This window comes from Martinezella lusitana (assembly GCF_014207095.1).
In the GTDB taxonomy this organism is placed as follows: Bacteria; Pseudomonadota; Alphaproteobacteria; order Rhizobiales; family Rhizobiaceae; genus Rhizobium; species Rhizobium lusitanum_B.
The window spans coordinates 36,424-62,896 of record NZ_JACHBG010000010.1 but is presented as its reverse complement, the minus strand read 5'-3'; the positions used below and the strand labels follow the sequence as shown (position 1 = coordinate 62,896).

The window sequence follows — 26,473 nt, the reverse complement described above, 5'->3', positions numbered from 1 at the left end:
CGTTTCCCGCGCTTCGAGGTGACTAAGCCTTAGTCCACGCGATGAGAAATGAACCCATCTTCAGGCAGTTGATTATTTCTTCGCTGAACGCTGCGTCGACCGCCGGGCATCCCAAGCTACGGCCCACGCGGCGATTTCTCTGCGCAAAGTCGTCACTCACATAGTCCGCTGAGTGAACGACAATTACCCTGTGACGAGCGAGATTATTGGTAGGCTCCAGTCCGTCGAGCTTCATCGAATACCCATGCTCGCCGATGTAGGTTTCGGCGCACTGATAGACTCCGAGAGATGACATGTTCGAACCATCCTCGTTTGAAAAGGATGTCGCAAATCCGGTATTTTCCAAATCCGATCCCTTGCCGTGGGCGCAGAGATAGGAATTGACGCTCTTTGCTTCGATATCAAAGATATGAAATCGCTTCTGATCTGAACGTTGGCGGAAATCTATAACTCCCCAAAATCGCGGGTGGCTCGCCGGAAACCTTGTATCGCGAACGTCAACCATGTGGGTCATCGGTTCCGATAGCGACAGCGGCTCAGCGAGGGCAAGTAAAGCAGTCCGCTCGTTATCGAAGCGATTGCTGACGAGATCGAGGGAAGCAGCCAAAAATGGCGCCGCGGATTGATCTGACACCATTTGGACCGCGGCTATTTGTGAACTCGATTTGGACTGAAGACCTGAGAGGAAAATAGAGTAGTAACCTGCGATGATGGCAGCGACCGTTGTCTTTTTACCAGCTACAATCTTTTTCTCTTTGCCATTAATGATTTTGCGAGCACCAACAGGATCGTCGACTCGTTCCGAGAAATATCGTCCCAGTGTATGCCGACCGTCAGAATCAGCGCGAAACCAACCTTCTTTCATTCCGATGCACATTACGTGCGCGGCATAGTCGGGGCGCAACGCTAAATCGGGATACGTAACGAAATCCGCTCCAACATCGTCCCCTGCTCTCTTGTAGTTTTCTTTATGGGTTAGCTGCACGTAGCCGCGGCCATAGTACGGGAAATAAGGAAGGTGAGCTTTTCGCCATTCCTCCGAGTTCCAAAAGGCCTCCCTGACCGGTTCCATTTTCGCTGCCGTTTCGTGTAGAGCGGTCGCGAGCATGTATGCAAGCCAACGGACGTCTGCACCAGGCAGCTGTCCTTCAAAGCCGTCTATGATAGCCTTTATGCCTGCGATCTGTGTCTGCCCGCGCAAGATGGGAAGATCCGCAGTGACATGATCAACAAAAGACTGATTGAACAGAGACATCGACTGGCCCTCCCCCAGAGCTCGTTAAATGCCACATGGACGTAATCGTTATGATCAGAACTGAATATCGACAGCTGGAAAAAAGGCGCCTGAAGGCGGCTTCTTGTCGGAGCATTCGCTGCCTTGGATCACTGTGCCGCCGTTATCACTAAAAACTTCACCCTCATGGTTGCTCCAAGCGACAATCGCTTCCGGCGTCATTCCCGAGAAATTTGCTGGAGGCCCCACGGTCGCATCATCACCAGTCTTTCCGTCCCACCAGAAAAGCTTCGGTGGTGGATTACCTCCATCTGGTTCCGAGCCACCAATAATAATATATCGGTCGTCAACTCGAACTATATCTCGCACGCCACGGCCCCTCGTGCCTGGCCCGTCCGAAAGATCGAGGGTGACGATGCGGCCGATCTTGGCCGCCGCATTTACACCAGGCGCAAGCGAGACAAGTTCCAACGGATTGTCGATTTCAACCAGTATGGCCCTGTCACCGGGCAGCGTCTCGGGCCCCCGCAGGCCAATTAGCAGGTGGCCCTCCGGCGTATCCGCCATGCCCTCTATGTTGAGCCCCGGAGCCAATCGATCGTCGGTGCGACCAAGCGCCCCTGCTAGATCACTGCGTAAATTTCTGTAGAACGTACCCGCACTTTCGAGATCACCGTTCACCGTTACCTTTGTCGCAAACAATACCTTCCGCTTTTTTTTGTCATCACCATCCTTGTTGAGCGAATGCGACGTAAGCCAAAAGATCATATCTCCGATACGCGCGGCCGCCTCAACGTCTGATACCTCGCCTAGTTCAAATTGTCCGACAGGTTTAGGCTTACCCCGATCATAGGTAAGGATCTTATCGAAATCGTCGCTCGCGATAGCAACGCGCGATGCGTCGATGGCCACCGCAGCTGACGCTTCGCAAATACCCGTATACGAGCGACCCCCCGCGTCGGCAGTCACCGGCAGGAATGAGGAAAATAACAACAAGAAGCGTAGACGGCTGCCATTTCCCACTCGGACCCCTCCGATGACACCCAGCCTCTCGGTAAAGTCGAGGCGAAAAACAATAAAACACTCGCAAAGGGTGCGCGTCAAGATAGCAAATTCACTCGGTACGCTCAGCCGGATGGGCCATAGGTGGCAATGGCCGATCTCGGGCTAGTCCGATTGCTGTCACTACCAACAGGCGTTCATGCCTACTAGTCACGGAATACCAGACGAGGTTAATTCTGGCTGTGCCAAAACGGTCGTTGCGAAAGCAATATAGTTTACGAGCAGGTGCCAACGAGGGTTGTAGGCCCGATGTATTGAGAAAGATCGTCGAAGGCGACCCCATTAATCGTTATTAATCCTTACCGAAACTTTGCGTCTCCGCCCATTCCGCACCGACGGTCGAAAGAATTGTCTCGACGCTTTAGTATCCATCGATAGCCAGCGCTTTCGAGACTTGGCGTTAGCGACACCCGATCCGTCTCGCAGAGTCGACCGCTCCCTAAAGCGGGTCGCACCGAATCCCCGCAGCCAGGGCGCGATGCAAAAGTCCTCATCACCGGTCAAAATCCCGACCGTATCCAAGACGCGGTCATCGCCCCGCCGGCGACCCCGAAACCGAGCGACAGCGGTAAGGGTACTGACAAGAATAACAAATCATATCCGTGCCTGCTCATCCGTTCGGAACTCCAAGCGATCATTCGCCGAGCAACTCGGCTGAGCCACAAACAACGAGGATAGCCCACAGCGCGTGCAGGTCGTCATCGAACCCGCCATCGAACATGGCGTGTCGCTGTCGATCCTCAAATATCTCTCACGCACGTTGGAATCTGCAGAGATTAAGTTCGTTGACGGTGGCCAGATCTCAAGGTCGAGGACGACCGGCGCGAGCGGCACAAGGCCATCGCTTCGATGGCGCAAACCGGAGATCTCCAGGGTCTGTTCCGCAAGGCGATCGACGAGAAGTTCAACATTCTGATTTCCGGCGGTACATCGTCCGGTAAAACGACCGTTGCACGAGCACTTCTGTCGATGGCGGACGCACGAGAGCGCATCATCACGATCGAAGATGCGCAGGAGCTACATCCACCGCATATGAACCAGGTGGGGCTGATTGCCGACCGCAAGGAGAAATCTGCCCGCAGCCCGTCGCGCCTTCTGGAAAGCTGCCTGCGCATGCGGCCGGACCGCATTATTGTCGGCGAAATCCGTGGCGTGGAGGCCTATGACTTCCTGGAAGCCATCAATACCGGTCATCCCGGCGCAATCACCACCATCCATGCCGATAGCCCAGAGCTTGCATTCGACCGGTTGGCGCTGATGGTGATGCGTTCCGGCGTGCGAATGACCTATGGCGAAATCATCCACTATGCCAAAAAGACGATTGACCTCGTCATCCAGGTCGGTCGTCGCCACGGGCAGCGTGGGGTTCTGGAAGTCTATCGTCCCTCGCAGAACATGGATTGACTAGGAACGCCGGTAGGTCTGCAACCAGGGAAGAAAGCGGAGCCAGCAAGCGGCTTGTAGGCTCCCACTCGGCCGGATCGTGTCGATCTGACGAGGTGGCCGGGATGAACTGAATGGGGCGCCGGCCATCATCGGCGTCCAACTCGAATAACTGCAGAGGCAGAGCGTGCTGCGAGACGCCGAAGGTAGGTCTTGAACCCATTGGGGTTGGAGCAGCACGATCCTCTCGTGCCGCAATGACTTGGCAAAATCAGCCCGCGAGGCTGGATATCTCAAGGGAAGGGCTGCGCTCGCTGCATTGTAATCCGGCGTGAATCGAGACTTACCAACCAGGTCCTTTGTCTTCCGCTTCGACATTGTCGTCGTTTGCATGACCGGTATCGGTAATCGCATCTCTAACCACAGCGGAAAGCCGGCCAACCTCCTCATCGGAGAGCTCTTTGAACAACTCCCTTTTCTTCTTCGAGATGCCGCCTTGCTGCATGAAGAGGCGCACGAACAACGACGCCTGTCGGTTGGGCATATCAATTGCCCGGTTTAGCGCTTTGAGGGCCGCGTCGAACAACGTGATGTAATCAATTTCCTCACGTAAGTCCTTTTGGACTGTGTCCTCAATTTTTGCATATGTGAATTCGACGTGTTCAGTGGCATCAAAATAGCGGAAAAGGTGGTCTGTATCGTTCTTGACGATGATGTTGTACTCTTTGTCCCATGCCCAAGCTGTTCTTTCCATAACGGGCGTCGAAAGGCTCTCCAACGTCCTATCGTATCCGCGGACATCTCGAACGATAGCCGCCGAGATCGGAAAGAGAAAATTGGGCGGCGTAAAGCCCTCTCTCGATAGAATGTTATGAATGAGAAACCGATGTATACGGCCATTGCCATCTTCAAACGGATGTAGATAGACAAACGCAAACGCAACCACTGCCGATGCGATGACGGGGTCCGACATGCCTCGTAGACGGTGACACATGGCTCCCCAGTCACGCATAAGCTCTTGGATATCCTCCGGCTTTGGGCAAATAAAATGTACCTTCTCCTGGTCGGGGCCGATAGTTTCACCGACAAAGTTCTGGAAATCTCGGAACGCAGTTGCCGCATAACGCCGGTCGACAATCACGTTCTGGAGTTGGATCAGATCATCGAAGCTTGATGGTTCAAAGGACGCCGTACTCTTCAAGGCGGCAACGAAGCGCTCCGCCTTTTGTGCCGTCGCCTCTTCGTGCTCGATTTCGAAAGAGGACTTCGTCTCCTTCGTAAAAAGGTATTGAATTGCTCGCTCCAACACCTCGGGTCGAGCGCTATTCACGATTTCCTGGGCTCGCTCATTCAGCGCCGAAGTGCGATACCTACCAATTGCCTGAGAAGGCTTGACAGTGAAACACATGCCTGAAACGCCAAGCATATTGTCTACGACGCGATACCGCGGCAAGTTTGTGCCATGGGAGCCTATATTCAATTTTGGATTGAGGGCGTCGACATAGTTGCCGGACGAGGCGTCGGGAAGATTGAGGTTTTTTCCGGTGAACCACTCGTAAAGGAACCAAGCGCGCCGGGAAAATGCGCCAGTCGGCTCACTTTCTACCCATTTTTCCAATTCGTTGGGATCAGCCGCCCTCATGGTCGCAGCGATGACACCCATATCGAGCGTTTCGTGTTTCAGCGCGAATTTCAGGTGGCCGGCAACCGTATCCGATGGCGCGTACACGAGTGGATATTTTTCTATGATCCGGCGTCCTTCTATGATCGTCTTTCTCGACGTCGGTCCGCACCAGGATTCGGCAGGAGGCGGGATAACCTCCAGTTCCAAATTGTGATACAATGCATTTTGGCCAACTCGCCGTTCTAGCATGCTCAATCCCCGATCGATATCGATCGCTACTTTGATGCAGTTATGGCTCCTGGCGCCTAAAAACACAACAAATTGCGGGGAAATTCTCCTAGCCGTCTAAAAACGATTATCGTCGTTTAAAAACGTTGAATTTTGGCACGATGTGTCAAAAATCAATATCGGGCTGCATGGCTTGGCAGTGCTTATTTAGGGTTGTTCCTGTCGGATGCGAGGCTTCGAGACCGCGTTCTGCCCGGTTTTTCGGCCGATCGCGTCAAGAGGCGGATAAGCCCCTGATGAAGCCGTTCGACGTGCTCCGGATCATGGATGCCCGCCAGTGATATATCCGTTGATCATCCGCTCCTTGAGCGTAGGCAAATCAAGCGGACCGAGGTGAGGAAGCAGATCGTTCTCTTCGGAAAAATCACGTCCATAACAAGCGCTCAGGATTCGCACACCGCTTTCATGCAGAGGCGCGGAGACGCCAGCTATGCCCTAGCTAGTAATCAAACTCGAGGTGTCCTCTCAGGACCGTCAGTTGGCGACGCGGCCCTCCTCGATTTCGCCGGGCAGATTGCCTCAGAGAACCTCAGCGCGAGAGTACCCTATTCGCCTGCGAAGGATTGGATCAGGCACCATCCGCCTGGGGAGTACCTTCGAGACGATGCAGTCACGATGAACGTGGCTGCTAGGATTTCGGTTGGTTGTTTCACGGATACAAGCTTTCGCACGGGTTTGCATTTCTATCCAAAATCTCTTTGATTTTATAAAATCGTGTGTATTGTGGAAATTAAGAGGGTTAGGAGGATCTGTTATGAGCAACGCACGCGAAAACCATCGCGAGAACACGGCGGGCCGTGCAAATGTCGAAGACACCCCGGAGCTGCTGGCCTACTATGATGATCTGGAAAAGCATAAGGCCGGCGCCCTGTGGACGGTCGCCAACAAGATCGAGCCTTGGGAGCCCAAATCGGCGTCGGTGCCTGTTCTGTGGCGTTATTCTGACCTGCGTGATCACGTGCTGCGCTCAGTCGAGTTGGTTACGCCCGAAAAGGCTGGTCGCCGTGTGATCTACCTCAACAATCCCGGCCGGCAAGATGTTGCGGCCGCGGTTGGTTGGCTCTATTCCGGCCTTCAGGTGATGCATCCGGGCGAGGCGGCCTCTGCCCATGCGCATTCCGCATCCGCCTTGCGCTTCATCATGGAAGGATCGGGCGCCTATACCATCGTAGACGGTCATAAGATGACCCTCGGCGCGAATGATTTCGTTCTCACGCCAAACGGCACCTGGCATGAGCACGGCATTTCCGAGGACGGTACGCCCTGCATTTGGCAGGATGGTTTGGATATCCCACTGGTCAATGCGCTCGAAGCCAATTTCTACGCGGTGCATGAGGATTTGCGCCAGGCGGTGGGCCACCCGATAGATGACATGACGGCGACCTGGGGGAACCCTGGCTTGCGGCCGGCCGAAGGCAAATGGGGTCACGCCTATTCGCCGCTGTTCAAATATGAGTGGGCACCGACCTATGAGGCGCTTACCCGCTACGCCAAGGCCACTCCGGGTTCGGCGTTCGACGGCGTGTTCATGAACTATGTCAACCCGATGACGGGTGGGCCGGTCATGCAGACGATCGGCGCATCCATGCAGATGCTGCGCCCGGGAGAGGCGACCAAGGCCCACCGACACACTGGCAGCGTCCTCTATCAATGCGCCAAGGGCAGCGGCTACTCCGTCATCAACGGCAAGCGGTTTGATTGGAAGGAGCGCGACATTTTCTGCGTACCCTCCTGGGCCTGGCACGAACATGCCAACGCCTCGGACCGCGATGATGCCTGCCTGTTCTCGTTCAACGACATGCCGGTCATGCATTCACTCGGACTCTATCGCGAACAGGCGTTCGCGGACAATGGCGGCAATCAGCCGATCAAGGAATAAGGAAGATATATCATGCGTCTTGTAACCTACCGAAGCGGAGCGGAGGCTGCGGCAAGGCTTGGTGTCATCCAGGGCGATCTCGTCGTGGACGTGGCGTTGCTTGGGCAAACGGTCGGTGTGGATCTACCCGACACGATGCTGGGCTTGATTGATTTCGGACGCATTGGCGTCGAGCGGCTGGGGGAAATCCTCAGCGATTGTCAGGGTCGCTTCGCTGCGGGGATCGCTCAGCCGCTGGCCAATGTGAAGCTGCTGGCTCCCATTCCGCGTCCGCGCAAGAACATTTTCGGTATCGGCCTCAACTATGTCGAGCATGTCGCGGAATCGGCAAAGTCGCTCGATACGTCTAAGGACCTCCCGAAGCAGCCGGTTATTTTTTCGAAGCCGCCGACGACGGTCATCGGACCCGGTGACGCGATCGAGCACAATGCGCGCATCACTCAACAGCTTGATTGGGAGGTGGAGCTGGCAGCTATCATCGGCGTCACCGCCAAACGCGTTTCCAAGGAGCAGGCGCTCGCTCATGTCTTCGGATATAGCGTCATGATCGACGTCAGCGCCCGTGATAACCGTCGCGCTGGACAATGGATATTCTCCAAGGGTCAGGACACCTATGCACCCTTCGGCCCCTGCATCGTCACGGCGGATGAAATCCCTGATCCGCACGAATTGGATCTCTGGCTCACCGTCAACGGCGTGGAAAAGCAGCGTTCCAATACGCGTTTCATGCTCTTCGACGTGCCGACGCTGATTGCTGATATCAGCTCCGGTATCACGTTGGAGCCGGGTGACATCATCGCCACGGGTACGCCGGAGGGGGTAGGCGCTGGCCGCACGCCCCAGGAATGGATGTGGCCAGGCGATGTCGTCGAAGCCACGGTGCAGGGAATAGGTACGATCCGGCATCCTGTAGTCGCCGTCTGACGGCAAACAAAATCAAAATCGAAGCCTCTGGCTCCATTCAACAAAAAGGGGAATTTGATATGTCACTGAAATGGACAAGACGTAGCCTTATGAACGTGGTTGCGATGGGCGCCATCGTCGCCTCGTTTCCGGCGATGGCGCAGGATAAGCCGCCCGTCACGATCGGGTTGATCACCACGCTGTCGACGCCGGCCGGCTATATCGGCGAGGATATTCGCGATGCCTTCAATCTTGCCCTCAAGGAGGAGGGGGGCAAGCTTGGTGGCGTGCCGGTCACGCTGAAAGTCGAAGACGATGCACTAAAGCCCGCCAACGGCAAGCAGATCGTCGATAAGATGCTGGGTGACAACATCAAGCTCTATACCGGCATCAACTTCTCCAACGTACTGATGGCGGCCCTGCCGAGCGTCTTGGGTGCAAATGCTTTCTACGTGAGCAACAATCCCGGTCCTTCGCCATTTGCCGGTGAAAAATGCAATCCGAACTATTTCGTTGCTTCCTATCAGAATGACGCCTTTCACGAGGCTGCCGGCCTTGCGGCCAACGAGCTCGGCTTCAAGAAGATGGTCATTCTCGCGCCGAACTATCAGGCCGGGCGCGATGCGCTTGAGGGCTTCAAGCGGACGTATAAGGGAGAGATTGCTGGCGAGATCTATACCAAGCTCGACCAGACCGACTTTTCCGTCGAGCTTGCGCGCATCAAGTCGCTTGCGCCCGAGGCCATCTATCAGTTCCACCCCGGCGGTGCGGGTATCAATTTTGCCAAGCAATATGCCAATTCGGGTATGAGCACATCGATCCCGATGGTCATTCCGAGCTTCTCCATGGATGCGCGCATGATCGCGGCGACAGGCAATGCTGCGGACGGCGTGTATGCCTCCGCGCTCTGGACCACAGAAACCGACAATTCCGCCTCCAAGGCTTTCGTCGAGGCCTTTCGTAAGGACTATGGCCGCGATCCGACGATCTACGCCGCACAGGCTTACGACACTGCTCACCTGATCGGGGCGGGTTTGAAGGCCGTAAACGGCGATCTCAGCAAGGATGGCGATTTCCGCAGTGCCCTGCGCAAAGCCGATTTCACGGCGATCCGCGGCAATTTCAAGATGGGGTCTAATCAGCATCCGATCCAGGACTACTATCTGACGAAGTTTGAAAAGAACGCGGACGGCAAGATTGTCCAGAAAATCGTCAGAAAGGTCGCATCCGACTACCACGACGCCTATGCGTCCAAGTGCTCGATGAAGTAACGGCGCTTGATGACGGCCCCTTTCAGGGAGGAGCGCAAGCAATCCCTGGATGGGGCCTTCGGCTTGCGTATTTTATGGTGAGGAAGGTGAATGTTGCTATTCATCGAACAAGCGCTCAATGGCCTGCAATACGGCGCGATGCTTTTCATGCTGGCGTCCGGGTTGACGTTGATTTTCGGTATCATGGGAGTGATCAATCTGACCCATGGTGCATTTTACATGGTCGGAGCCTATTGCGCCGCCTTCACCATTCTTGGAACAGGAAGCTTCTTATTGGGGATGGTCGCTGCGGTTGTAGGGGCCGGCTTGTATGCCATGGCGATTGAGCTTTCGGTTATTCAGTGGCTCTACCGACGCGATCATCTCTATCAGGTTTTGGCGACACTCGGGCTCATTCTGTTCACCAATGAGGCCGTCAGCATGATCTTTGGGCGTCAACCGCCATTCGTGGACATTCCTCCTGCTCTGCAGGGTGCCGTTCCGGTCTTGCCGGGGTTGGATTACCCCGTGATGCGCCTCGCATTTATCGTCGTCGGAGCCATCGTTGCGGTGGGGTTATGGTTGCTCGTCAACAAAACTCGCATTGGCATGCTGATCCGGGCGGGCGCGGACGACCGGGAAATGGTAGATGCGCTCGGGATCAACGTCCGACGCCTTTACACCATGCTCTTCGGTCTTGGTGGTGCGCTATGCGGACTGGCAGGGATAATGGCCGCGCCGCTCCTGGCCATTGAGATCGGAATGGGTGAACGGGTTCTCATCACCACTTTCGTCGTCATCGTCATCGGCGGTGTCGGATCAATCCGTGGCGCTCTTGTCGGTGCGTTGCTTGTTGGCATGGTAGACAGTATGGGGCGTGCTTATCTTCCGCAATTGATGCAACTATTGCTGCCTCCTTCTACCGCTGACACACTGAGCGCCGGGCTCGTGTCGGCCAGCATCTATCTTTTGATGGCCGTGGTACTTCTTTTCCGCCCATTGGGCCTGCTACCGGCGAGGAGTTGATTGATGCGATCAACGAGATTGACGATTATCGTGATCGGCCTTGCGGCATTTATATTAGTTCCAATGCTGGCGGGACTGGCAGGAAACGCCTCTATCGAGGGGTTGGCGACGCGAGTCGTCATCTATGCGATCGCATCCGTTAGCCTCGATCTTATCATTGGTTACGGAGCGCTCGTCAGCTTCGGTCATGCCATGTTCTTTGCGCTTGGAGGATATACCGTCGGCATTATCGCCTATCACACTAGCAACGGGGAGCCTCTCTGGGGCTGGCAAGGCACGAATGCAGCCCTCATCGTCTGGCCGATCGGCTTACTGGCATGCGTTGTTCTTGCGGTGGTCGTTGGTTGGTTTGCACTCAAGACCAGCGGCGTCCAGTTTATCATGATCACGCTCGCCTTTGCGCAGATGGTATTCTTCGTCCTGGTTTCGCTGGCGACATATGGTGGCGACGACGGCCTGCTGATCAATGCCCGCAACACCTTCCCTTTGATCGACATCGCCAACGGATCGACCTTCTATTATCTCTGCCTGTTTACATTGGTCTTATGGACGATGTTCTGCATGATGATCGTCAGCTCCCGTTTCGGCCTCGTCTTTCAGGCACTGCGGCAGAGTGAACGGCGGGCCATCAATCTCGGCGTTCGCCCTTTAAGTTTCCGGCTGACCGCCTTCGTCATATCTGCCTTCGGCACCGGGTTGGCGGGTATTCTCTGGGCCAATTATGCTTTGTTCGTGACACCGGATATGGCCTCCTGGTCGAAATCCGGCGAGTTCATGGCGATCGTCGTTCTCGGTGGCCTCGGCACATTTATCGGACCGATCGCCGGCGCCGCCGTATTCATCATCCTGGAACAGATCCTTTCCGGTTGGACCGAGCATTGGATGATCATCATGGGACCGACCTTGACCCTGATTGCTCTGTTCGGACAGCATGGCATGCTCGGGCGTCTGCTGGGGAAAAACCATGGCTGATCCGCTCGCTTCCGTTCTTGTCCTTGAGAACCTCCACAAAAAATTCGGTGCGTTGGTCGCCACCAATGGCGTCAATCTCGATATACGGCAAGGCGAGCTTCACGCGCTGATCGGTCCGAACGGTGCGGGAAAGTCCACTCTGATCGCGCAGATCTGCGGGGAAATCCGCCCTGACTCCGGCCGCATCCTGTTTGGCGGGCAGGATATTACCAGCTTGCCGGCCTATCAGCGTGCACGCATGGGTATGGGACGTTCCTTTCAGCTCACACAGCTATGCGCAGATTTCACGGCAATGGAAAATGTCTTGCTGTCACTTGAAGCGAAGGGCGGCGGCTCGATCGATATTTTCAGAAATCCACGACGTAATGCCGTCCATCGAGAGATGGCCCAAACTTGGCTTGAGCGGGCGGGGCTTGGCGACCAGGCAGACCGTGTCGTGTCCAACATGGCACATGGCCAGAGGCGGCAGCTCGAGATCGCAGTCGCTTTAGCGCGTCACCCGCGGCTGATCCTGCTTGACGAGCCAATGGCCGGAATGGGATCGGAGGAGTCCGCGTCGCTGACTGCGCTGTTGCAGGATCTCAAGCGGGAATACCCCATTCTACTCATCGAACACGACATGGATGCTGTTTTTGCCCTTGCCGACAGGATCAGTGTTCTTGTCTACGGCAAGGTCATTTTTACAGGGACGGCGAGCGAGATCCGCGCTCACCCTGAGGTCCGTGCCGCATATCTGGGGGAGGAGGCTTGATGCTGACGCTCGATAAATTGGAGGCCGGATATGGTCAGGCGCGCGTCTTGTTCGGCATGTCGTTGGAAGCGAAGGCAGGCGAGATCATCTCACTGATAGGCCGCAACGGTATGGGCAAATCGACGACCGTCAAATCGATCATGGGCATGCTCAAGCCAACGGGCGGAACAATCAGGTTCGCGGATACGATCGTCAATCATTTGCCACCAAATGCCATCGCACGGCTGGGCATCGGGCTGGTGCCAGAGGGCCGGCGCGTCTTCCCTTCATTGAGCGTCGAGGAAAACCTGGTTGCGACCTCACGCCCCGGAGCGTGGACGCTACAGCGCGTCGTACAGCTCTTTCCGCGGCTGGAGGAGCGCAAGCGCCAATTGGCCCGAACTCTGTCTGGAGGGGAGCAACAGATGCTGGCGATTGGCCGCGCTCTGCTGACGAATCCCAAGCTCCTCATCCTCGATGAAGCGACAGAAGGACTGGCGCCGATCATCCGCACTGAAATCTGGCGTTGCCTACACGAATTGAAAAACGTCGGCCAGACTATCCTGGTTATCGACAAGAACCTGTCCGAAATGGCCACCTTGGTGGATCGCCACAACATCATCGACAAGGGGCGAGTGGTATGGACAGGCAGCCCTGACGAACTTGCGAAAAATCAGGAACTCTCACATCGCTATCTGGGAATTTGACGATGACTGAATTCACTTATGAGGGTTACGACATCGCGGCTTTGGATGTTCAATACAATGCGCGCGCCAGCGTGGCCTCCTTCGAGGATGAATATGCAAGGCTCGTGGATGTCAGCAAGGCAGTGATGCAGAATTTCGAGCATCAAGCGAGGATCGTCTACGACGAGAGGAGCGGTGAGACGTTCGACATCTATCCCGCCGGCAAGAACGCGCCCTTGTTCGTCTGGATCCATGGCGGCTACTGGCGTGGCGGCAATGCGGCCGACAACGCTTTTGCCGTGCCGGGCCTGCATGCCCACGGCTTCTCCGTAGCGGTGATTGACTATACGCTGGCGCCCGCCGTCACGCTTGACGAGATCGTTCGACAGGTGCGTACGGCAATTTCCTATTTATATCGCAATCGGAGTTCCCTTGGCATCGGGGCTGCTCCGTTCGTTGTCGGAGGAACCTCAGCGGGCGGTCATCTGACAGCCATGCTTCTGTCCGATGACTGGCAACGCGCTTACGACGTGCCTGACGGTATTGTCGGTGTCGCGCTCGATCTTTCCGGCCTGCACGACCTGACGCCCTTGCCGCATACTCATATCAATGGCTGGATGAATTTCGATGAGGCCATGGTGGTCCGCAACAGTCCGCAGTTCATGATCCCGAAGACCTCCTCCGCGTGCCTGATCGTCTCGGTCGGCGGTCTGGAGACTCGAGAATTTCGCCGACAGACGTCCGCCTATGCTGCCGCCTGGCGACAAGTGGGCCACCAGGCCGTGATCATCGATATGCCGGAGCACAATCACTTTGATTTGCCTCTGACGTTGCAAGCTCCGGATGGAAAGCTCGTGCGCGCGGTTCTTGACGCCTGCGCCAGATTTGAGAGGAGGAGCTTTTGATGGTTGCGCGTTGGAAAGTGGCGGTCGCTCAGTTTGGGTCTATTCCAGACGATCCGATCGCATCCGCGCGTAAGGCTGCTGGCATTATCCGTCAAGCGGCCAGTGAGGGCGCAAAATTGGTCGTCTTCCCGGAGGCTTTTCTTGGCGGCTATCCAAAAGGAGCGTCTTTCGGTTGCCCTGTAGGAGTGCGCAAGCCGGAGGGGCGTCAGGCATATCTGCAATATTACAACGCGGCCATCGACCTGACCGGTACGGAAATCGGGATTGTCACTGAGGCGATAGCCGCAGCCGAAATCTTCGTCGTCATTGGATGTATCGAGCGCGATGGCGGAACCTTATATTGCACCGCCTTGTTCTTCGATGGAAAGAACGGGCTTGTCGGCAAACACCGCAAATTAATGCCCACGGCAGGCGAACGGCTCATTTGGGGCTTTGGCGACGGTTCGACCATGTCGGTCTTCGATACGCCGATGGGCCGGGTGGGCGCGGTCATCTGTTGGGAAAATTATATGCCGATGCTGCGCATGCATATGTACTCCCAGGGGATCAGCATCTATTGCGCTCCGACTGCCGACGATCGCGACAGCTGGCTTCCTTCGATGCGACATATTGCGCTCGAAGGGCGGTGCCACGTACTCACCGCGTGCCAGTATCTGACGCGCGACGCCTATCCGGGCGACCATGAATCTTCTTTGGGCAACGAGCCGGATACAGTCATGATGCGTGGCGGCAGCGCGATCATCGATCCGCTCGGCAACGTGCTTGCCGGCCCCCATTTTGGCGGCGAGGCAATCCTTTATGCCGAGATCGATCCTGATGACGTCCAACGTGGCAAATTCGATTTCGATGTTGTCGGGCACTATGGTCGCCCCGACATCTTTCAGCTGACGGTCGATGACAGGCCCAAGAACACCGTCAATCCGCTTTCCACAATTGGGAAAGGATGATGCCATGCGATTTGACATGAACCTGCTGTCAGGTCAGGAGCGTTACAAGATCCTTGCCTCCTCCATCGTCCCGAGGCCGATTGCATGGATTACGAGCCTTTCGGCCGATGGCATTCGAAACGCAGCACCTTTCAGCTTCTTTAATATGATGGGCAATTCGCCACCGACCGTCGCTATCGGCTTGATGCCGCAGGCGGGCCAATTGAAAGACACGGCCGCAAACATTCTCGCAACAGGCGAGTTCGTCATCAATCTGGTTGACGAGCCGAATGCGCAAGCCATGAACCTCACCTGCATCGACGCCCCTTCAGATGTCGATGAAATCGATCTGGCGGGACTTTCCGTTGCGCCTTCCGATACCATCGCACCACCACGGATATCGACCGCACCGGTCAGCATGGAATGCCGCATGCTGACATCGATTGCAACTGGCCCACTTCAGACGATCATCGTTGGAGAAGTGACTATGGTGCACATTCGTGACGACTTCGTGCTGGACGCCGGGCGCTGTTACATTGACACGACCCGTCTCGGCCTGATCGCGCGCATGCACGGAAGTGGGGGTTACCTTCGTTCCGGCGATTATTTTCAGATCGATAGGCCCGTGTGGAAAGATTATGATGGCAAGAATCGCAAAAGCTCGTGAAAGCAACCATCTGTCCGAGCCGCTGAAGGAACAGGGAGCAGGCCGAGTAGCGCAATGACACTCGCAGAAACCGCATACATTAGTTTGCGCAACGATATATTGCATGGTCGGCTAGCGCCTGGGCAAGCCCTGCGGCTGGAGTTTCTGAAAGCGCAGTATGGCCTTAGCTTTTCGCCGTTGCGAGAAGCGCTGAACCGGCTGCATGCGGAGAGATTTGTCGTCAATGATCCTCCGCGAGGATTTACGGTTGCGCCAGTCTCTCCTGCGGAAATTCGCGACGTGATGAGCGTGCGCATTCTGGTTGAAAGCCAGGCGTTGCGCCTGTCGATAGAAAAAGGCGACGACGATTGGGAAACCGGGCTCGTCGCCGCATTTCATAAGCTCGACCTCCAATCGAGTCGTATGAAGGAGGCAGAGACCGTAGGCGACAACAGTGCGCTGACGCAATTCGAGACGCGCCACCATGAGTTTCATCGTTCCCTCTTAGCCGCCTGCGGCTCGCCGCGGCTGCTAAGCTTGTTCGAGCAGTTGTACGCCGAAACGCAACGCTATCGCTTGCCTAGCTTTCTTGGCGAGGGTCCGATTTCCTCTAGCCGTAATCTGTTGGCCGAGCACAGCGACATCATGGAGGCTGCTCTTGGTCGAAAGGTAGAGGATGCCGTTCGGCTCCTACAGGCCCACTACGAACGCACTGCGCAGGATATCGTCGGCGCACGGTGAGAGATAACCTTGCGGCTTTGTCAGGACAGTCTGTAGTTTGAAACCGTCGTGGTCGACCGACCTTCGTTTTATCGATTAGAATTTGCGCGTTCTACCGAAGGAGCGCAGCAGCAAATTGACCGAAACGGCGACCTTGTCGATGTCGGGAATGTCTTGCGAATATTCTCCAGTATAGAGCTTCACGATCATTTCGTCTCGAATAGCACCGTCGAGGTCGAAATGGAGGTGGAGATAATAGGCTTGTCGATCACCGCCCCGGCTTACGCTCCTGCGCCGTTGGGTGACCTGCCTCAGTTCGGTTTCGAAGGGTGCAAAGCCCTGGAGATGCAGCGAGACCAATTTTGACTCGAAGCGCGAATCGACCGGCACGGCGACAACGGCCTTGTCCAGCGCCAGGCTGACCAACCGGCCGGGAACGTCGTCGACTCCGGCTGGTTCATCCAATTTGAACGCATGAAACAATCGTTGGGGTTTTTCGAAGCAAATCAGCGATGCAATCACCAGAACGACAATGTTGATGCCTGCCCAGAAGGCGGCGATCGGAGAGAATTGCGCCTCAATCTGTGTTGTCTCGGGAACAATGTCGATCATGAGCCCGATTGCCGTAATCGTAATCAAGGTTGCAATCCAGGTGAACGTATATTTGTCAAATTGATTGGCCTGGTTACTACTGCCTTTCGGCGTGACCCTGAAGGGCTTGCCGAATGGCCTTACCAGGCTCGAGATGACGGTCGGTAGCATGCGAAACGTTGCGAAGGTTCCGACGGCACTTGAGATTATGGGCAAATATCGCGTTGGCGTTATCCAGAGCATCAGAAGGAAATAGGCCGTCAGCAGCGGAACCTGGTATGAGACGTAGTCGGCAATATCCGTGAAATAAAGTGGCAAGAATCCGAACCAGAGATAGACAATCGGGATGACCAGGATCATCAAGCGGACCAGGTACTGGACGATCCATGAGGCCGGCAAGAACATGATGCGCTGAAAAAGCGATAGTCCTGGGCCGCGCAGCGGCCCGTTATGCAAGTAAAGCGTTTGAATACCGCCCTGACACCAGCGCTCTCGCTGAACAAAATAGCCGGTCAGATTTTCGGCCGCGAGGCCCATCGATAGGCGCTCGTTCAGATAGCGCGTCTTATAGCCCTTGTTGAGCATGGAAAGCGTCGTAAGCAAATCCTCAGTGATCGACTCCGTTGGAAAGCCACCAATCGCGTCGACTGCTTTGCGGCGGGCGATCGAACATGACCCGCAGCAGAAGCTGACATCCCATCCGTCCCGGCTGGGAGCGATCTCATCAAAGAACAGGCGCTGTTCATCCGGCCAAATATTCTCAAGCCCCAAATTCGTCTGCACGGGATCGGCATTGAAAAAATGCTGGGGTGTCTGGACGATGCCAATGCTTTCATCGGAGAAAAAGGGCAGGGTTCGACGAAGGAAGTGCCGGTAGGGTACGAAATCGGCATCGAAGACGGCGACGAACTCACCAGAGCTTACCTGCAGCCCATTGTTCATGTTGCCGGCTTTGGCGTGTGCATTGTTGTTGCGTGTCACGTGAATGGCGTTCTTCTCTTCGCAGAACGTCTTGAGCCAATCACGGCGCTGGTCATCCAGGACGTAGACTTTGAGTTTGTCTTGCGGATAGTCGAGCGAAAGTGCGCCGACAATCGTTCTTTCCAGGACATCGAGGGGCTCATTGTAGGTGGGAATAAAGACGTCCACTGTCGGAAGGTCGCGATCCTGACGTGAAAAAAAGATCGCCCCAAGCTCGTCTGTCTCGGTGCTTCGATTGACGTAACGGCTCATGAGTACGAGGAAAAGCACGACGTCCACAAATGCCAGAAGCTCAACGAAAAATACCAGCCAGACCCAGAAGAAGTTGGCCCCATCAAAGGGGTATGGAAGGACGGTTTGCGTGAGCCGCCATACCACATAGCGCAGTGCGACGGCGCCGACAAAGGCGCAGGTGACCAGTCTGGTCCAGCTATGATGGCGCGACCAATTGAATGGCCCCAGCAGAAAAAATGCCATCACAAGGAATGTCGGAACAAGCGCTAGAAGATACTGAACCACAGGTTTTTGACCCAATTCGTAATGCCGAACCCGTGCCTTGGAAACCGAACTTGCACGGTTCGTCCGACTTGGCAGAAGTTTTGGAAGTCGCCGTTCATAAAGGAAGGCTCTAGAAGAACCCGGATACGAGCATTGCGCTGCGACGAGACCGGCAGGCTGGCGGCAAAGGAATCCGTGTCCGTTGCCGCCGAACTTCCCTTTACGGAAACGACGGTTCCCTTGAACACGTCGCTGCGCCCGAGCAGCCGAACTTGAGCAACCAACCCCGGATAGATTTCGTCGTAGTCAACTTCCGGCAGAAGGATGTCGACGAACAGTTCCCGGCAGTCAAGAATCCGCATAAGCTCATTATTGAGCACGACATTGGAGCCATTCACGACGTTTCGGCTCCATACGACGCCATCGAATGGCGCCGTTGCTGCTGCCGACTCGAGGCTACTCACTCGAATGCCTTCTTCCGTCAGTTGCTTTTCGATCTCCGTGGCTCGGGTTTCATTCTCCGCGATCCGAGAATTCAGGTCGCTGATGTGAACGATAACTTCATCCTGGCGCTGGCGGGAGTAAGGCACGTCGTTTTGACCGTCTCCGAAGACGAAGATACCCTTCCGAACGGCGTCCAGCCGCTGTTGCAATTGATCGACGGTCAGATTGCTCACTTCGACCTCGCCACCAGTTGCGGCACCGGCTGCGCGGGCCGCATCGACCATTCTTTGGGTGAGAATGCCCTTGGACTCCAGTTCTTTCCGGCGATCGAGATCGACCTGAGCGGCGAGATCTTGTGCCTGTGAAACCTCGACCCTTTTCCGCAGGATCTCGACCTCGCGCTCAAGATTGGAAATCGTCGCTTGTTTGAAGACTTCCATGCGGGTGGCGAGTTGCTCGCGAAGTTGTGTCAGATCCTCGCGTTCCTTCCTAAGCGACGTGACGCGATCGCGTGCCGTATTGCGCTCCGCTTCGAGTGACGCCAGAACTGCGCGGTTGACGCGCTGATTGTTGATCTCGGCGAGAGTGTCGCCGGACTTGACCGCGACGCCGACTTTGGCGGGCTCGCCCGAAATCACGCCGTCGATGGGCGCATTGATAAGCGCCAGGCGGGCGTTGACGGTACCGTCCCGGCTTGTATAGCCGGTTATTGCTGGCAAAGAGACCGCAATTGCAAGCGCCAGCAGCAGCAGACCTACGGTGACACGGGTGATGCGATGATTCCAAATCATGTCAGCTTACAAGACCATCGGGTTAGCGGTGATCGGACCACCGATTTGGCGGCCGGCAAAATACAACCAAGTCTTGTGTAGTTTAGCGCAGAGAAAAATAGCGGCAAGTGGCGGCTGTGAGCTTGTGTTAATGAAGGCGTTGCGGTGTCCCATTAACAGTCGCTTTGATGCGGCACTGCAAGCTGTGCTATCGCATTCCTGGGATGCGTTCCTACCAGCCTCATTGAGGTCCGGCCAGCAAAGTAGGCTGATCAGAGGCAAAGCGTCGGACGGCGATATTTTGAGATGCCGCGTTCTGGCGTTGCCCCAATCATAGGCGGCAAAGAGCGGCGAGGGAGGCAGTGCAGCTTTCTGAAAGCTGGCTGTCGGCTGCTCGACGAATAGATGGTATTTCCTCCCGGAATACACGTTGTAGGTCAATCTTCCTTTCCCCTCGAATGCGAGCGGATCGACTTGGAAGTGCTCAGCAATCGCGCCAATGTCGGTTAACTTGGAGGGCGCCCTTCCTTGCCGGAGACCAAATTGCCTTTTTGCATGGGCCTTCTGTTTTCCAAGAGGCGCAAAAGCAGATTCCCCTTTCTGTGGCGGTGAACAAGATCGATATCACTGACGAGCTTTGCCCCACCTTCGCGGCGCTCCAGGGTAATCTTGCGGCTGTGGAAGGCTTCCAACTCGGCGCGGTGCGCCACGCTGATAATGGTGACCTTCGGCAATTCGGCTATCACCATCTCCATCATTCTATCCTGGCTCTTCTCATCGAGGGCTGACGTTGCTTCATCGAGCACGATGATGTCGGGATCGTGCAGCAGAAGGCGCGCAAATGCGAGCCTCTGCTTCTCGCCGCCCGACAGCGTCTGATCCCATGGCGCTTCTTCCTCGATCTTATCGTCGAGATAGTCGAGGCCGACCTTTCCTATGGCGGCCTTGATTTCGTCCGTCGTCCAGTCGTCGGCCGCACGCGGATAGGCGACCGCACGGCGAAGCGTGCCTGACGGTATGTAAGGTCGTTGGGGCAACATGAACAAACGGCTATCCGGATGGACGTTGACGCTGCCATGGCCCCAGGGCCACAGACCGGAAATTGCCCGTATCAACGTGCTTTTGCCCGTGCCGGATTCTCCGGCGACCAACACGCGTTCGCCCGGGTCGATTTCAACTTCCGTTTCCTTGACCACGGAGGTGCCGTCGTCGAGTGTTACGGAAAGATCGTTGAGGCACAACATCGCCTCGTCGCCCGTTTCGCCATGCTTGATTCGTCCAAGAGTATCGTTCGCTTCGGCTCGTTCGAGCCCGTCAAGCGATGTCATAAGCGAGGCGACACGATGCGCGGAAGCGTTCCAATCGGCAAGGCGCGGATAGTTGTCGACCAGCCATCCAAACGCGGTCTGAACGATGGCGAAGGCGGAGGCAGCCTGCATCACTTGGCCGAGCGTCATGCTTCCTTCGAGAAATTTGGGCGCACAAAGCAGGACCGGCACAACAGGCGCAATCAACATGGACACCTGCGAAACAAGGGTCGTGCGCATGTATTGGTGGGCGAGCAACGCCCACTGTTTCAATACATTCCCGAAAGTCCGCTCGAGGTCACTGCGCTCTTCTTCCTCCCCGCCGAGCAACGCGATGCTCTCGCCGTTTTCGCGGACATGCGTCAGCGTGTAGCGAAATTCCGCTTCCACCTGGTTCTTGACCTCGGAGACCTCGACGAAATGCCGACCGATAACCGCCATGGAGGTGGATGTGATCACGGCATAGAGGACCGCGGTAACAACGAGGAAGCCGGGAACTGTGAAGATCGAACCTGCGATCTGAAAAGTCAGGGCACCGCCGATCGTCCAAAGCACCACGATGAAGGTCGAGGCCGACACGAACGCGGAAATAACACCGGCGATGAAGTCGACTGGCGATTCCGTGGCGATCCGTAAATCCTCCGAAAGACGAGCCTCGGGATTCTTGTGGTCGTCACCGCCGATCAGGTTGAGTTGATAATAGCGACCATTGGCGAGCCATCGGGCGATCAGGGCGGTCGTCAGCCAGAAGCGCCATCGTCTTTGGATCATCATACGAACGTAGACTTGTACTGTGACGAGGGCGACGCTACCGAGTACGAGCGGCGGAAACACCGCACTCAGGAAATAGACGGCGTGAGCGTTACGTTGCTCGATCGCGTCAAAAATTGCTCGGTTCCAGATATTGATCCCATACTGAAAGCAGACATTGATGCCGATCAATGCAAGTAGTCCGACCGAATATGGCCAGGCAAAACGATCTCCACGACGGCTCCAATAGCCTCTCGCACTTATCCAGAAACGTGTGAGCAAATACCTCTTGCGTGCGCGCTCGGTTTCCTCAGGGGTCAAATCCGGGTCAGGTTCGACTAAATCGGGTGGCTGCTCGGCCTCGACAGTCGAACTCTTCTCTTGCTGCGACCTTTCGACATCAGCCGACTCGTTGCCGTCGACCGATTTCGGGCTGGATTTAGTGTCGGTCATAAGCAAGACAACGGCCCATCATTCAAAAGGTTTCACCCTTCGATGACGGGGCGCATCGGCTCAATTGGATGGCACGCCCGACCGAAAGATCGTGCGCCTGCATCCCATCGCCGGATTGGAGCGCGACACTGCCGAAAAGACATTGCGATGGCTCGACGACTCTAGGGAACCGACGGGCGCAACCAGCGTTTCCATGGCAGGAGGAATTTACCATGTGCCCGCAAACGCCGCCGAGAGCCTCAGTCTTCGCACCCGCGCTAGGACTACCGAACCCCATACAGTACTTCCCCGAGCCATCGCCTCGTCTTCCCGCTTCAGAGAGCGAAAAGGAAGCCTATGAACAGGGCGTGAAGGCTGGAAAGTGCGAAGCGGAAGACAGAAAGAACCCCTATCCCGACGATAGTGAACAGGCGAAAGCTTACGAGCACGGCTACCTTGACGGCCAGAAAATCAGGTTCGTGGAGATGTAGCGCCGAGCAATAGCGCGCTCGCGATCGTCCGTTCTGACACTGGGAGAGCCTTGCTGATCTTTGTAGCCTCGGTGCTGTTGGGGAAATAGCTTTGTGCAGTTTTATGGAACTCTGCGTTTCCAGCTACGTTTGCTGATCGTGCTCTTATTCGTCTGGGAGACGTTCACAGGAGGTCGCCATGTTGAAGTATCCTATTTTATTCAGCATTATGGTGTTTCCAACGGCTGTTCTTGCCCAGTCTTCTGATCTGGAGGCAACCTGCAAGACTGTCGCCAAGAACTTCTTTCTATCGGATGGCCTTGCTATCGGGACGGTGCAGTCTTTTCCTGAACTCAAGCCGCCTGGCGTGCGCATGACTTACTCCACACGGCCAGGCGCTGCCGCGGCCGATATGAGCGACACGTTCGAGTGCGAATTCGAGAAGGCGGACAAGCCTCACAACCTTGTCAAGTTCTGCGTCTCAAGCACATGCTATGTGCCCAATGACGGCGATGCAGAGCGCAAGAGACATTTTGAAGAAATGCGCATTCTTTTACAACGATCTGAAAAATAGCAACTCTTCAAGATTGAATTGATCGCCTTTGACGGCGTAGGCCTGCTTCAAGCGAGGATCCCCATGCGCGCTCCGGACGTCGGCCACTGCGACGCTGGGAGGGGGCTAGGGCATTCAGGGCGGATCGTCGATCTCCGTCGATTACTCAAAGGCGCGCGCCAACCATCCGACAAAAAGTAAGAGCTGCTGGCTGGCACGCGATCGTGTCTCTTCGCCTCAGCGCCTCATCACATTCATGATGAGAGAAACGACGAAGAAGATAAGAAAGATAAAGAACAGGACCTGTGCGATAGACGCAGACGCGCCCGCTATGCCGCCGAAGCCAAGGGCACCTGCGATCAAGGCTACGACGAGAAATACCAGTGCATAATAAAGCATTTCGCTCTCCATTCGTTGCTGAATGAAGAACGGAGCATAGGGCACTTTGTTCCCTGCATGCCGGGTGGCGTCAAGCAGATCGTGCCGCTTGTCTCAGCCATGCCTGCCTGCTTCCGCTGCCCGGTGGTGGTGGTTCGGCGGCGTCAAGGTACATTTTCACGGGAGCTGTGAGCACAAACCAAAGGCTGGCGCCAAGCAGGAAGAGACCCGCTGTCTCATCACCGGCGGAGACACAGAAGGGAAAGATGATGGCTGTGAACAAGACGGTCATACGGATCGCCCATTCGGCCTCTCGTTTGCGAGTGGCTGCAGCCGCAAGCGCCTGATAAGATCGCATATCGTAATTCCGCTCTGTTCGGGAAGGGAGCAAAAGGCGCAATGACGGTACGGAAAGCATGATGAGCGCGCCGATTGCGAAAACGTAAACCGGTCCGTTCAGCAGCAGGCCGCTTGCCGACATAAGGACAAGGATGACGACGAGGCTCCACGAGGGGGAGAGCTTCTGCGGAGAATGGCCAGTTTGCTTATGCCACATCCGCATGGCTGCCGATCCGCCGCGAAGCAGCGGAAGGTCAATGTAGCGATTGAGGAATTCCATGATGCGCCCTTCCAATGTCGGCGCAGTCAGACATCAGAACAATCCGGCGTCAGCATGGCAAGATTGAACATCCGGCAATATAATTTGCTCCACTGAGCGCCGGTCCCCCCGCGACGGATGATGCGGTCGAGAACCAGACGGTGATTGCCTGAGCGAGGATGGCTGTGGGTACCGTTGGTCATCACGAAAGGCACGAAGTCCATAGCACCTGTGATAACCGTCATAATCCGGGGGAAGAGCGGTCTAGGCTCGGTCCCTCCGGCGGATCAACTCCCATTGCCGGGCGTCCGCAGCCTCACCGGAGGGACCGAAATTCATGCCGGGTCGTTCGCTTCCGCCGCTGCGGCGAAGGCATCGAGTGTGCGGGTCGTATAGACCAGCGCCGCCCCTGCATTCACACTTATCGCGACACCGAGCGCTTCTGCGATCTCGCTTGCGGTTGCGCCGGCTTTTTTGGCCGCCGCCGTGTGGACGGTGATACAGCCATCACAGCGCAAGGTAACGGCAACAGCCAGCGCGATCAGCTCGCGCGTCTTCGCGTCAAAATGGCCATTCTTGGCGTTGGCGGCGCTGAGCTGGGCGTATCCTTTTACCGTGTCCGGCGACAGTTTGGCCACATCGCCAACTCCGGCGACAACCTGGCTTCGATAGCCGTTCCAATCCATCATATGCATCTTTGGTCTCCTTTGTTGACGAAGGGATACTGCACCTCCTCGATCTGCCTGTTGATATCCGCCGGGCGCAACGATATGGCCGAGCGGATCAAATTGCCTGGGCGCGCTCATGACTGGACACCAAGACGTATTGGGCTTGCTTGCCCCACTGCTGAGAGTGCGGCCGGAGTTGCAGGATTTCTGCCGTTTCGGCGGCAGCTGGCGCTCGGCCCATAGGTCGGAAGCTAAGGGCTGGGCAGCTTTTCATATCGTAACGAAGGGTGCCTGCTTGGTTGAGCGTAAAGGGCAGCCGACCATCCGGCTGGAGGCGGGCGATGTGCTGCTGCTTCCAAACGGTGATGCCCATGTCGCTTATGGCGGCGACGGAGATCATGTTCATCAGGCGATCCGGATCACCGAAACAAATGCCATCCGCATCAAGGAAACGGAAGGAAGTATCTCCGAGACCGAACTGATCTGTGGCCGGTTGAATTTGGAAAGCGCAACCAACGATCTACTGCTGATGCTGCTGCCCCAGGCAGTCGTACTTCGTTTCAGCGGACAAGTCGCTTGCCGCCAACTGGTGGAGACCATCCGCGACGAGCTGGACGCCGATCGAGCCGGCGCGGCGGCAATCGCGCGCGATCTGGCAAGCGCGCTCTTCGTCATGCTTTTAAGGGCGCATCTGGAGGCCGAGCCTCCGGCAGATGGGCTACTGGCGCTTCTTGGTCATCGTGAAACGGCAAAAGCGGCTCTTGCCATGCTCGGCGCACCGGCGCGTCACTGGAGCCTGGACGAACTTGCCTCCATCGGCGCGGTTTCGCGCGCGACACTTGTCCGCGCCTTTCGCCGCATATGCGGAATGTCGCCTCTTGCCTTTCTCACCGAGATAAGGCTCGGGATCGCTCGCAACCGCATCGCTCACACGACAGACTCACTGGGCGAGATTGCTGCCGATGTCGGCTACCAGTCAGAATCGGCGCTGAGCCGGGCTCTCCTTCGCCATTTCGCCATTCGGCCTGGCGCCCTGCGTCGCGCAGGCGCTGATCCCCGACCTGATTGAGGTTGCCGCCGAGGTTTTATCCGGCTTCGAGTGGTGTCGGTTGCAATTTGAGCCGGCAGCGACGAATAGCCGCCCCAAGCCAAGTGTGCGGATTGCGCCACGCTCGGCGGCTTCCTACCAGGCCAGGCCTGGTCACCGATGATCTAACCTCCGTTAGAATCGGCAGGAAATGCTTCTCCGATTGCGTAAAAATGCCCTCCTGCAACATGGTGAAGGCTGCGCCATTCCGGCCCGGCAGTCTCGAAATGCCAGTGTCCGTCGCGAAACACGCGATCATCCGCCCATGCGGCGATAACCTCTGCGATGAAGAGATCATAGGCATCTTGAATGTGCGGCTCGCTGATCAGCCGGCAGGCAAGCCATGCAGAACAACCTTCGACAAATGGTAGGTCATGACCCGCCATCTCGCAGATCGACACCCCTGAATTTCGGAGCTTATCGGGCTCCTTGTACAATGTCCTGCTACCAACCTCGCGTGTCAGCTCGAGTTGTGCGACGGTTGGCACTTGCACCACGAAAACTCCGCTAGACTCAATCAACGAGCGTGTGTGAGCGATCGTGTCGACGACGACAGTGAGCTTCGGAGGGTCAATGTCGAGCCCGCAGCACCAGGCTACTGCCATGACATTGTCGACGCTGCCGTTGCGTGCGGACAACAGGACAGTCGGGCCGTGATTGACCAGGCGAAACGCTTTCCTGAGCTCTACGGGTTTGACATGTTCATTCATTG

Annotated in this window: 25 protein-coding genes; 14 read left to right on the top strand and 11 right to left on the bottom strand. The window is 56.2% G+C overall.

From position 1 onward, the window contains the following. Nucleotides 1-22 precede the first annotated feature (22 nt). Complete coding sequence (locus GGD46_RS20240; RefSeq protein ID WP_184707187.1) at nt 23-1,255, bottom strand: murein L,D-transpeptidase catalytic domain-containing protein; 1,233 nt, start codon at nt 1,253-1,255, stop codon at nt 23-25. Between the two features lie 54 nt (nt 1,256-1,309). Then, nucleotides 1,310-2,338, bottom strand: coding sequence for a DUF3616 domain-containing protein (locus GGD46_RS20235; protein ID WP_246806400.1), 1,029 nt, complete (start codon nt 2,336-2,338; stop codon nt 1,310-1,312). Nucleotides 2,339-3,145: 807 nt separating this feature from the next. On the opposite strand from GGD46_RS20235, the gene GGD46_RS20230 reads away from it, so the two are divergent. After that, entirely contained in the window at nt 3,146-3,700 is a 555-nt protein-coding gene (locus tag GGD46_RS20230; RefSeq protein ID WP_246806399.1) for an ATPase, T2SS/T4P/T4SS family, read from the top strand. Nucleotides 3,701-4,022: 322 nt separating this feature from the next. Here GGD46_RS20230 and GGD46_RS20225 read toward each other — a convergent pair whose 3' ends face one another. Continuing rightward, on the bottom strand, nt 4,023-5,552 hold the full coding sequence (locus GGD46_RS20225; protein WP_246806418.1) for a Fic family protein: 1,530 nt from the start codon (nt 5,550-5,552) through the stop codon (nt 4,023-4,025). A gap of 793 nt (nt 5,553-6,345) precedes the next feature. Between GGD46_RS20225 and GGD46_RS20220 the strand changes: the two genes are divergently transcribed. From GGD46_RS20220 to GGD46_RS20170, 11 genes are all read left to right on the top strand, one after another. Next, entirely contained in the window at nt 6,346-7,470 is a 1,125-nt protein-coding gene (locus tag GGD46_RS20220; protein WP_184707183.1) for a cupin domain-containing protein, read from the top strand. 12 nt (nt 7,471-7,482) lie between these two features. Beyond that, nucleotides 7,483-8,394, top strand: a complete 912-nt coding sequence (locus GGD46_RS20215) for a fumarylacetoacetate hydrolase family protein (protein WP_184707181.1) — start codon at nt 7,483-7,485, stop codon at nt 8,392-8,394. 59 nt (nt 8,395-8,453) lie between these two features. Continuing rightward, entirely contained in the window at nt 8,454-9,644 is a 1,191-nt protein-coding gene (locus tag GGD46_RS20210) for an ABC transporter substrate-binding protein (RefSeq protein ID WP_210325654.1), read from the top strand. 90 nt (nt 9,645-9,734) lie between these two features. Next, a complete protein-coding gene (locus GGD46_RS20205) occupies nt 9,735-10,649 on the top strand; it encodes a branched-chain amino acid ABC transporter permease (RefSeq protein ID WP_184707180.1) in 915 nt (304 codons plus the stop codon). A gap of 3 nt (nt 10,650-10,652) precedes the next feature. Further along, the gene (locus GGD46_RS20200) at nt 10,653-11,621 is read left to right on the top strand and encodes a branched-chain amino acid ABC transporter permease (RefSeq protein ID WP_184707178.1); all 969 of its coding nucleotides are present in this window, start codon (nt 10,653-10,655) and stop codon (nt 11,619-11,621) included. Then, nucleotides 11,614-12,372, top strand: coding sequence for an ABC transporter ATP-binding protein (locus GGD46_RS20195; RefSeq protein ID WP_184707176.1), 759 nt, complete (start codon nt 11,614-11,616; stop codon nt 12,370-12,372). The genes GGD46_RS20200 and GGD46_RS20195 overlap by 8 nt, the downstream gene beginning before the upstream one ends. Beyond that, on the top strand, nt 12,372-13,058 hold the full coding sequence (locus tag GGD46_RS20190; RefSeq protein ID WP_184707379.1) for an ABC transporter ATP-binding protein: 687 nt from the start codon (nt 12,372-12,374) through the stop codon (nt 13,056-13,058). Before GGD46_RS20195 ends, GGD46_RS20190 begins: the two co-directional genes overlap by 1 nt. A 2-nt stretch (nt 13,059-13,060) precedes the next feature. Next, complete coding sequence (locus GGD46_RS20185) at nt 13,061-13,942, top strand: alpha/beta hydrolase (RefSeq protein WP_184707174.1); 882 nt, start codon at nt 13,061-13,063, stop codon at nt 13,940-13,942. Further along, nucleotides 13,942-14,889 (top strand): carbon-nitrogen hydrolase family protein, encoded by a 948-nt coding sequence (locus GGD46_RS20180; RefSeq protein ID WP_184707172.1) that lies wholly within the window; start codon nt 13,942-13,944, stop codon nt 14,887-14,889. Before GGD46_RS20185 ends, GGD46_RS20180 begins: the two co-directional genes overlap by 1 nt. Before the next feature lie 4 nt (nt 14,890-14,893). Beyond that, on the top strand, nt 14,894-15,535 hold the full coding sequence (locus tag GGD46_RS20175; protein ID WP_184707170.1) for a flavin reductase family protein: 642 nt from the start codon (nt 14,894-14,896) through the stop codon (nt 15,533-15,535). Nucleotides 15,536-15,589: 54 nt separating this feature from the next. After that, on the top strand, nt 15,590-16,255 hold the full coding sequence (locus tag GGD46_RS20170) for a GntR family transcriptional regulator (RefSeq protein ID WP_184707168.1): 666 nt from the start codon (nt 15,590-15,592) through the stop codon (nt 16,253-16,255). 75 nt (nt 16,256-16,330) lie between these two features. Here GGD46_RS20170 and GGD46_RS20165 read toward each other — a convergent pair whose 3' ends face one another. The 4 genes from GGD46_RS20165 to GGD46_RS20150 all read right to left on the bottom strand — a co-directional run bounded on the left by GGD46_RS20165 (nt 16,331) and on the right by GGD46_RS20150 (nt 22,028). After that, complete coding sequence (locus GGD46_RS20165) at nt 16,331-18,325, bottom strand: glycosyltransferase (RefSeq protein ID WP_184707166.1); 1,995 nt, start codon at nt 18,323-18,325, stop codon at nt 16,331-16,333. Beyond that, on the bottom strand, nt 18,307-19,539 hold the full coding sequence (locus tag GGD46_RS20160; protein ID WP_184707164.1) for an HlyD family secretion protein: 1,233 nt from the start codon (nt 19,537-19,539) through the stop codon (nt 18,307-18,309). Before GGD46_RS20160 ends, GGD46_RS20165 begins: the two co-directional genes overlap by 19 nt. Nucleotides 19,540-19,545: 6 nt before the next feature. After that, nucleotides 19,546-19,959, bottom strand: coding sequence for a hypothetical protein (locus tag GGD46_RS20155; protein WP_184707162.1), 414 nt, complete (start codon nt 19,957-19,959; stop codon nt 19,546-19,548). 65 nt (nt 19,960-20,024) lie between these two features. Continuing rightward, nucleotides 20,025-22,028: an ABC transporter ATP-binding protein/permease gene (locus GGD46_RS20150; protein WP_184707160.1), complete on the bottom strand. Its 2,004-nt coding sequence runs from the start codon at nt 22,026-22,028 to the stop codon at nt 20,025-20,027. Between the two features lie 648 nt (nt 22,029-22,676). On the opposite strand from GGD46_RS20150, the gene GGD46_RS20145 reads away from it, so the two are divergent. Beyond that, a complete protein-coding gene (locus tag GGD46_RS20145) occupies nt 22,677-23,051 on the top strand; it encodes a hypothetical protein (protein ID WP_184707158.1) in 375 nt (124 codons plus the stop codon). Nucleotides 23,052-23,267: 216 nt separating this feature from the next. On the opposite strand, the gene GGD46_RS20140 is transcribed toward GGD46_RS20145, so the two are convergent. The 3 genes from GGD46_RS20140 to GGD46_RS20130 all read right to left on the bottom strand — a co-directional run bounded on the left by GGD46_RS20140 (nt 23,268) and on the right by GGD46_RS20130 (nt 24,701). Beyond that, complete coding sequence (locus GGD46_RS20140) at nt 23,268-23,429, bottom strand: DUF1328 domain-containing protein (RefSeq protein ID WP_069615659.1); 162 nt, start codon at nt 23,427-23,429, stop codon at nt 23,268-23,270. 70 nt (nt 23,430-23,499) lie between these two features. Next, nucleotides 23,500-24,027 (bottom strand): hypothetical protein, encoded by a 528-nt coding sequence (locus tag GGD46_RS20135; RefSeq protein ID WP_184707156.1) that lies wholly within the window; start codon nt 24,025-24,027, stop codon nt 23,500-23,502. Nucleotides 24,028-24,341: 314 nt separating this feature from the next. Beyond that, on the bottom strand, nt 24,342-24,701 hold the full coding sequence (locus tag GGD46_RS20130) for a carboxymuconolactone decarboxylase family protein (RefSeq protein ID WP_184707154.1): 360 nt from the start codon (nt 24,699-24,701) through the stop codon (nt 24,342-24,344). 109 nt (nt 24,702-24,810) lie between these two features. On the opposite strand from GGD46_RS20130, the gene GGD46_RS20125 reads away from it, so the two are divergent. Further along, nucleotides 24,811-25,743 carry an AraC family transcriptional regulator gene (locus GGD46_RS20125; RefSeq protein ID WP_184707153.1) on the top strand — a complete coding sequence of 311 codons (933 nt, stop codon included), beginning with the start codon at nt 24,811-24,813 and terminating at the stop codon, nt 25,741-25,743. A gap of 143 nt (nt 25,744-25,886) precedes the next feature. Here GGD46_RS20125 and GGD46_RS20120 read toward each other — a convergent pair whose 3' ends face one another. Beyond that, nucleotides 25,887-26,471, bottom strand: a complete 585-nt coding sequence (locus GGD46_RS20120; protein ID WP_184707151.1) for a flavin reductase family protein — start codon at nt 26,469-26,471, stop codon at nt 25,887-25,889. Between the last annotated feature and the right edge of the window lie 2 nt (nt 26,472-26,473).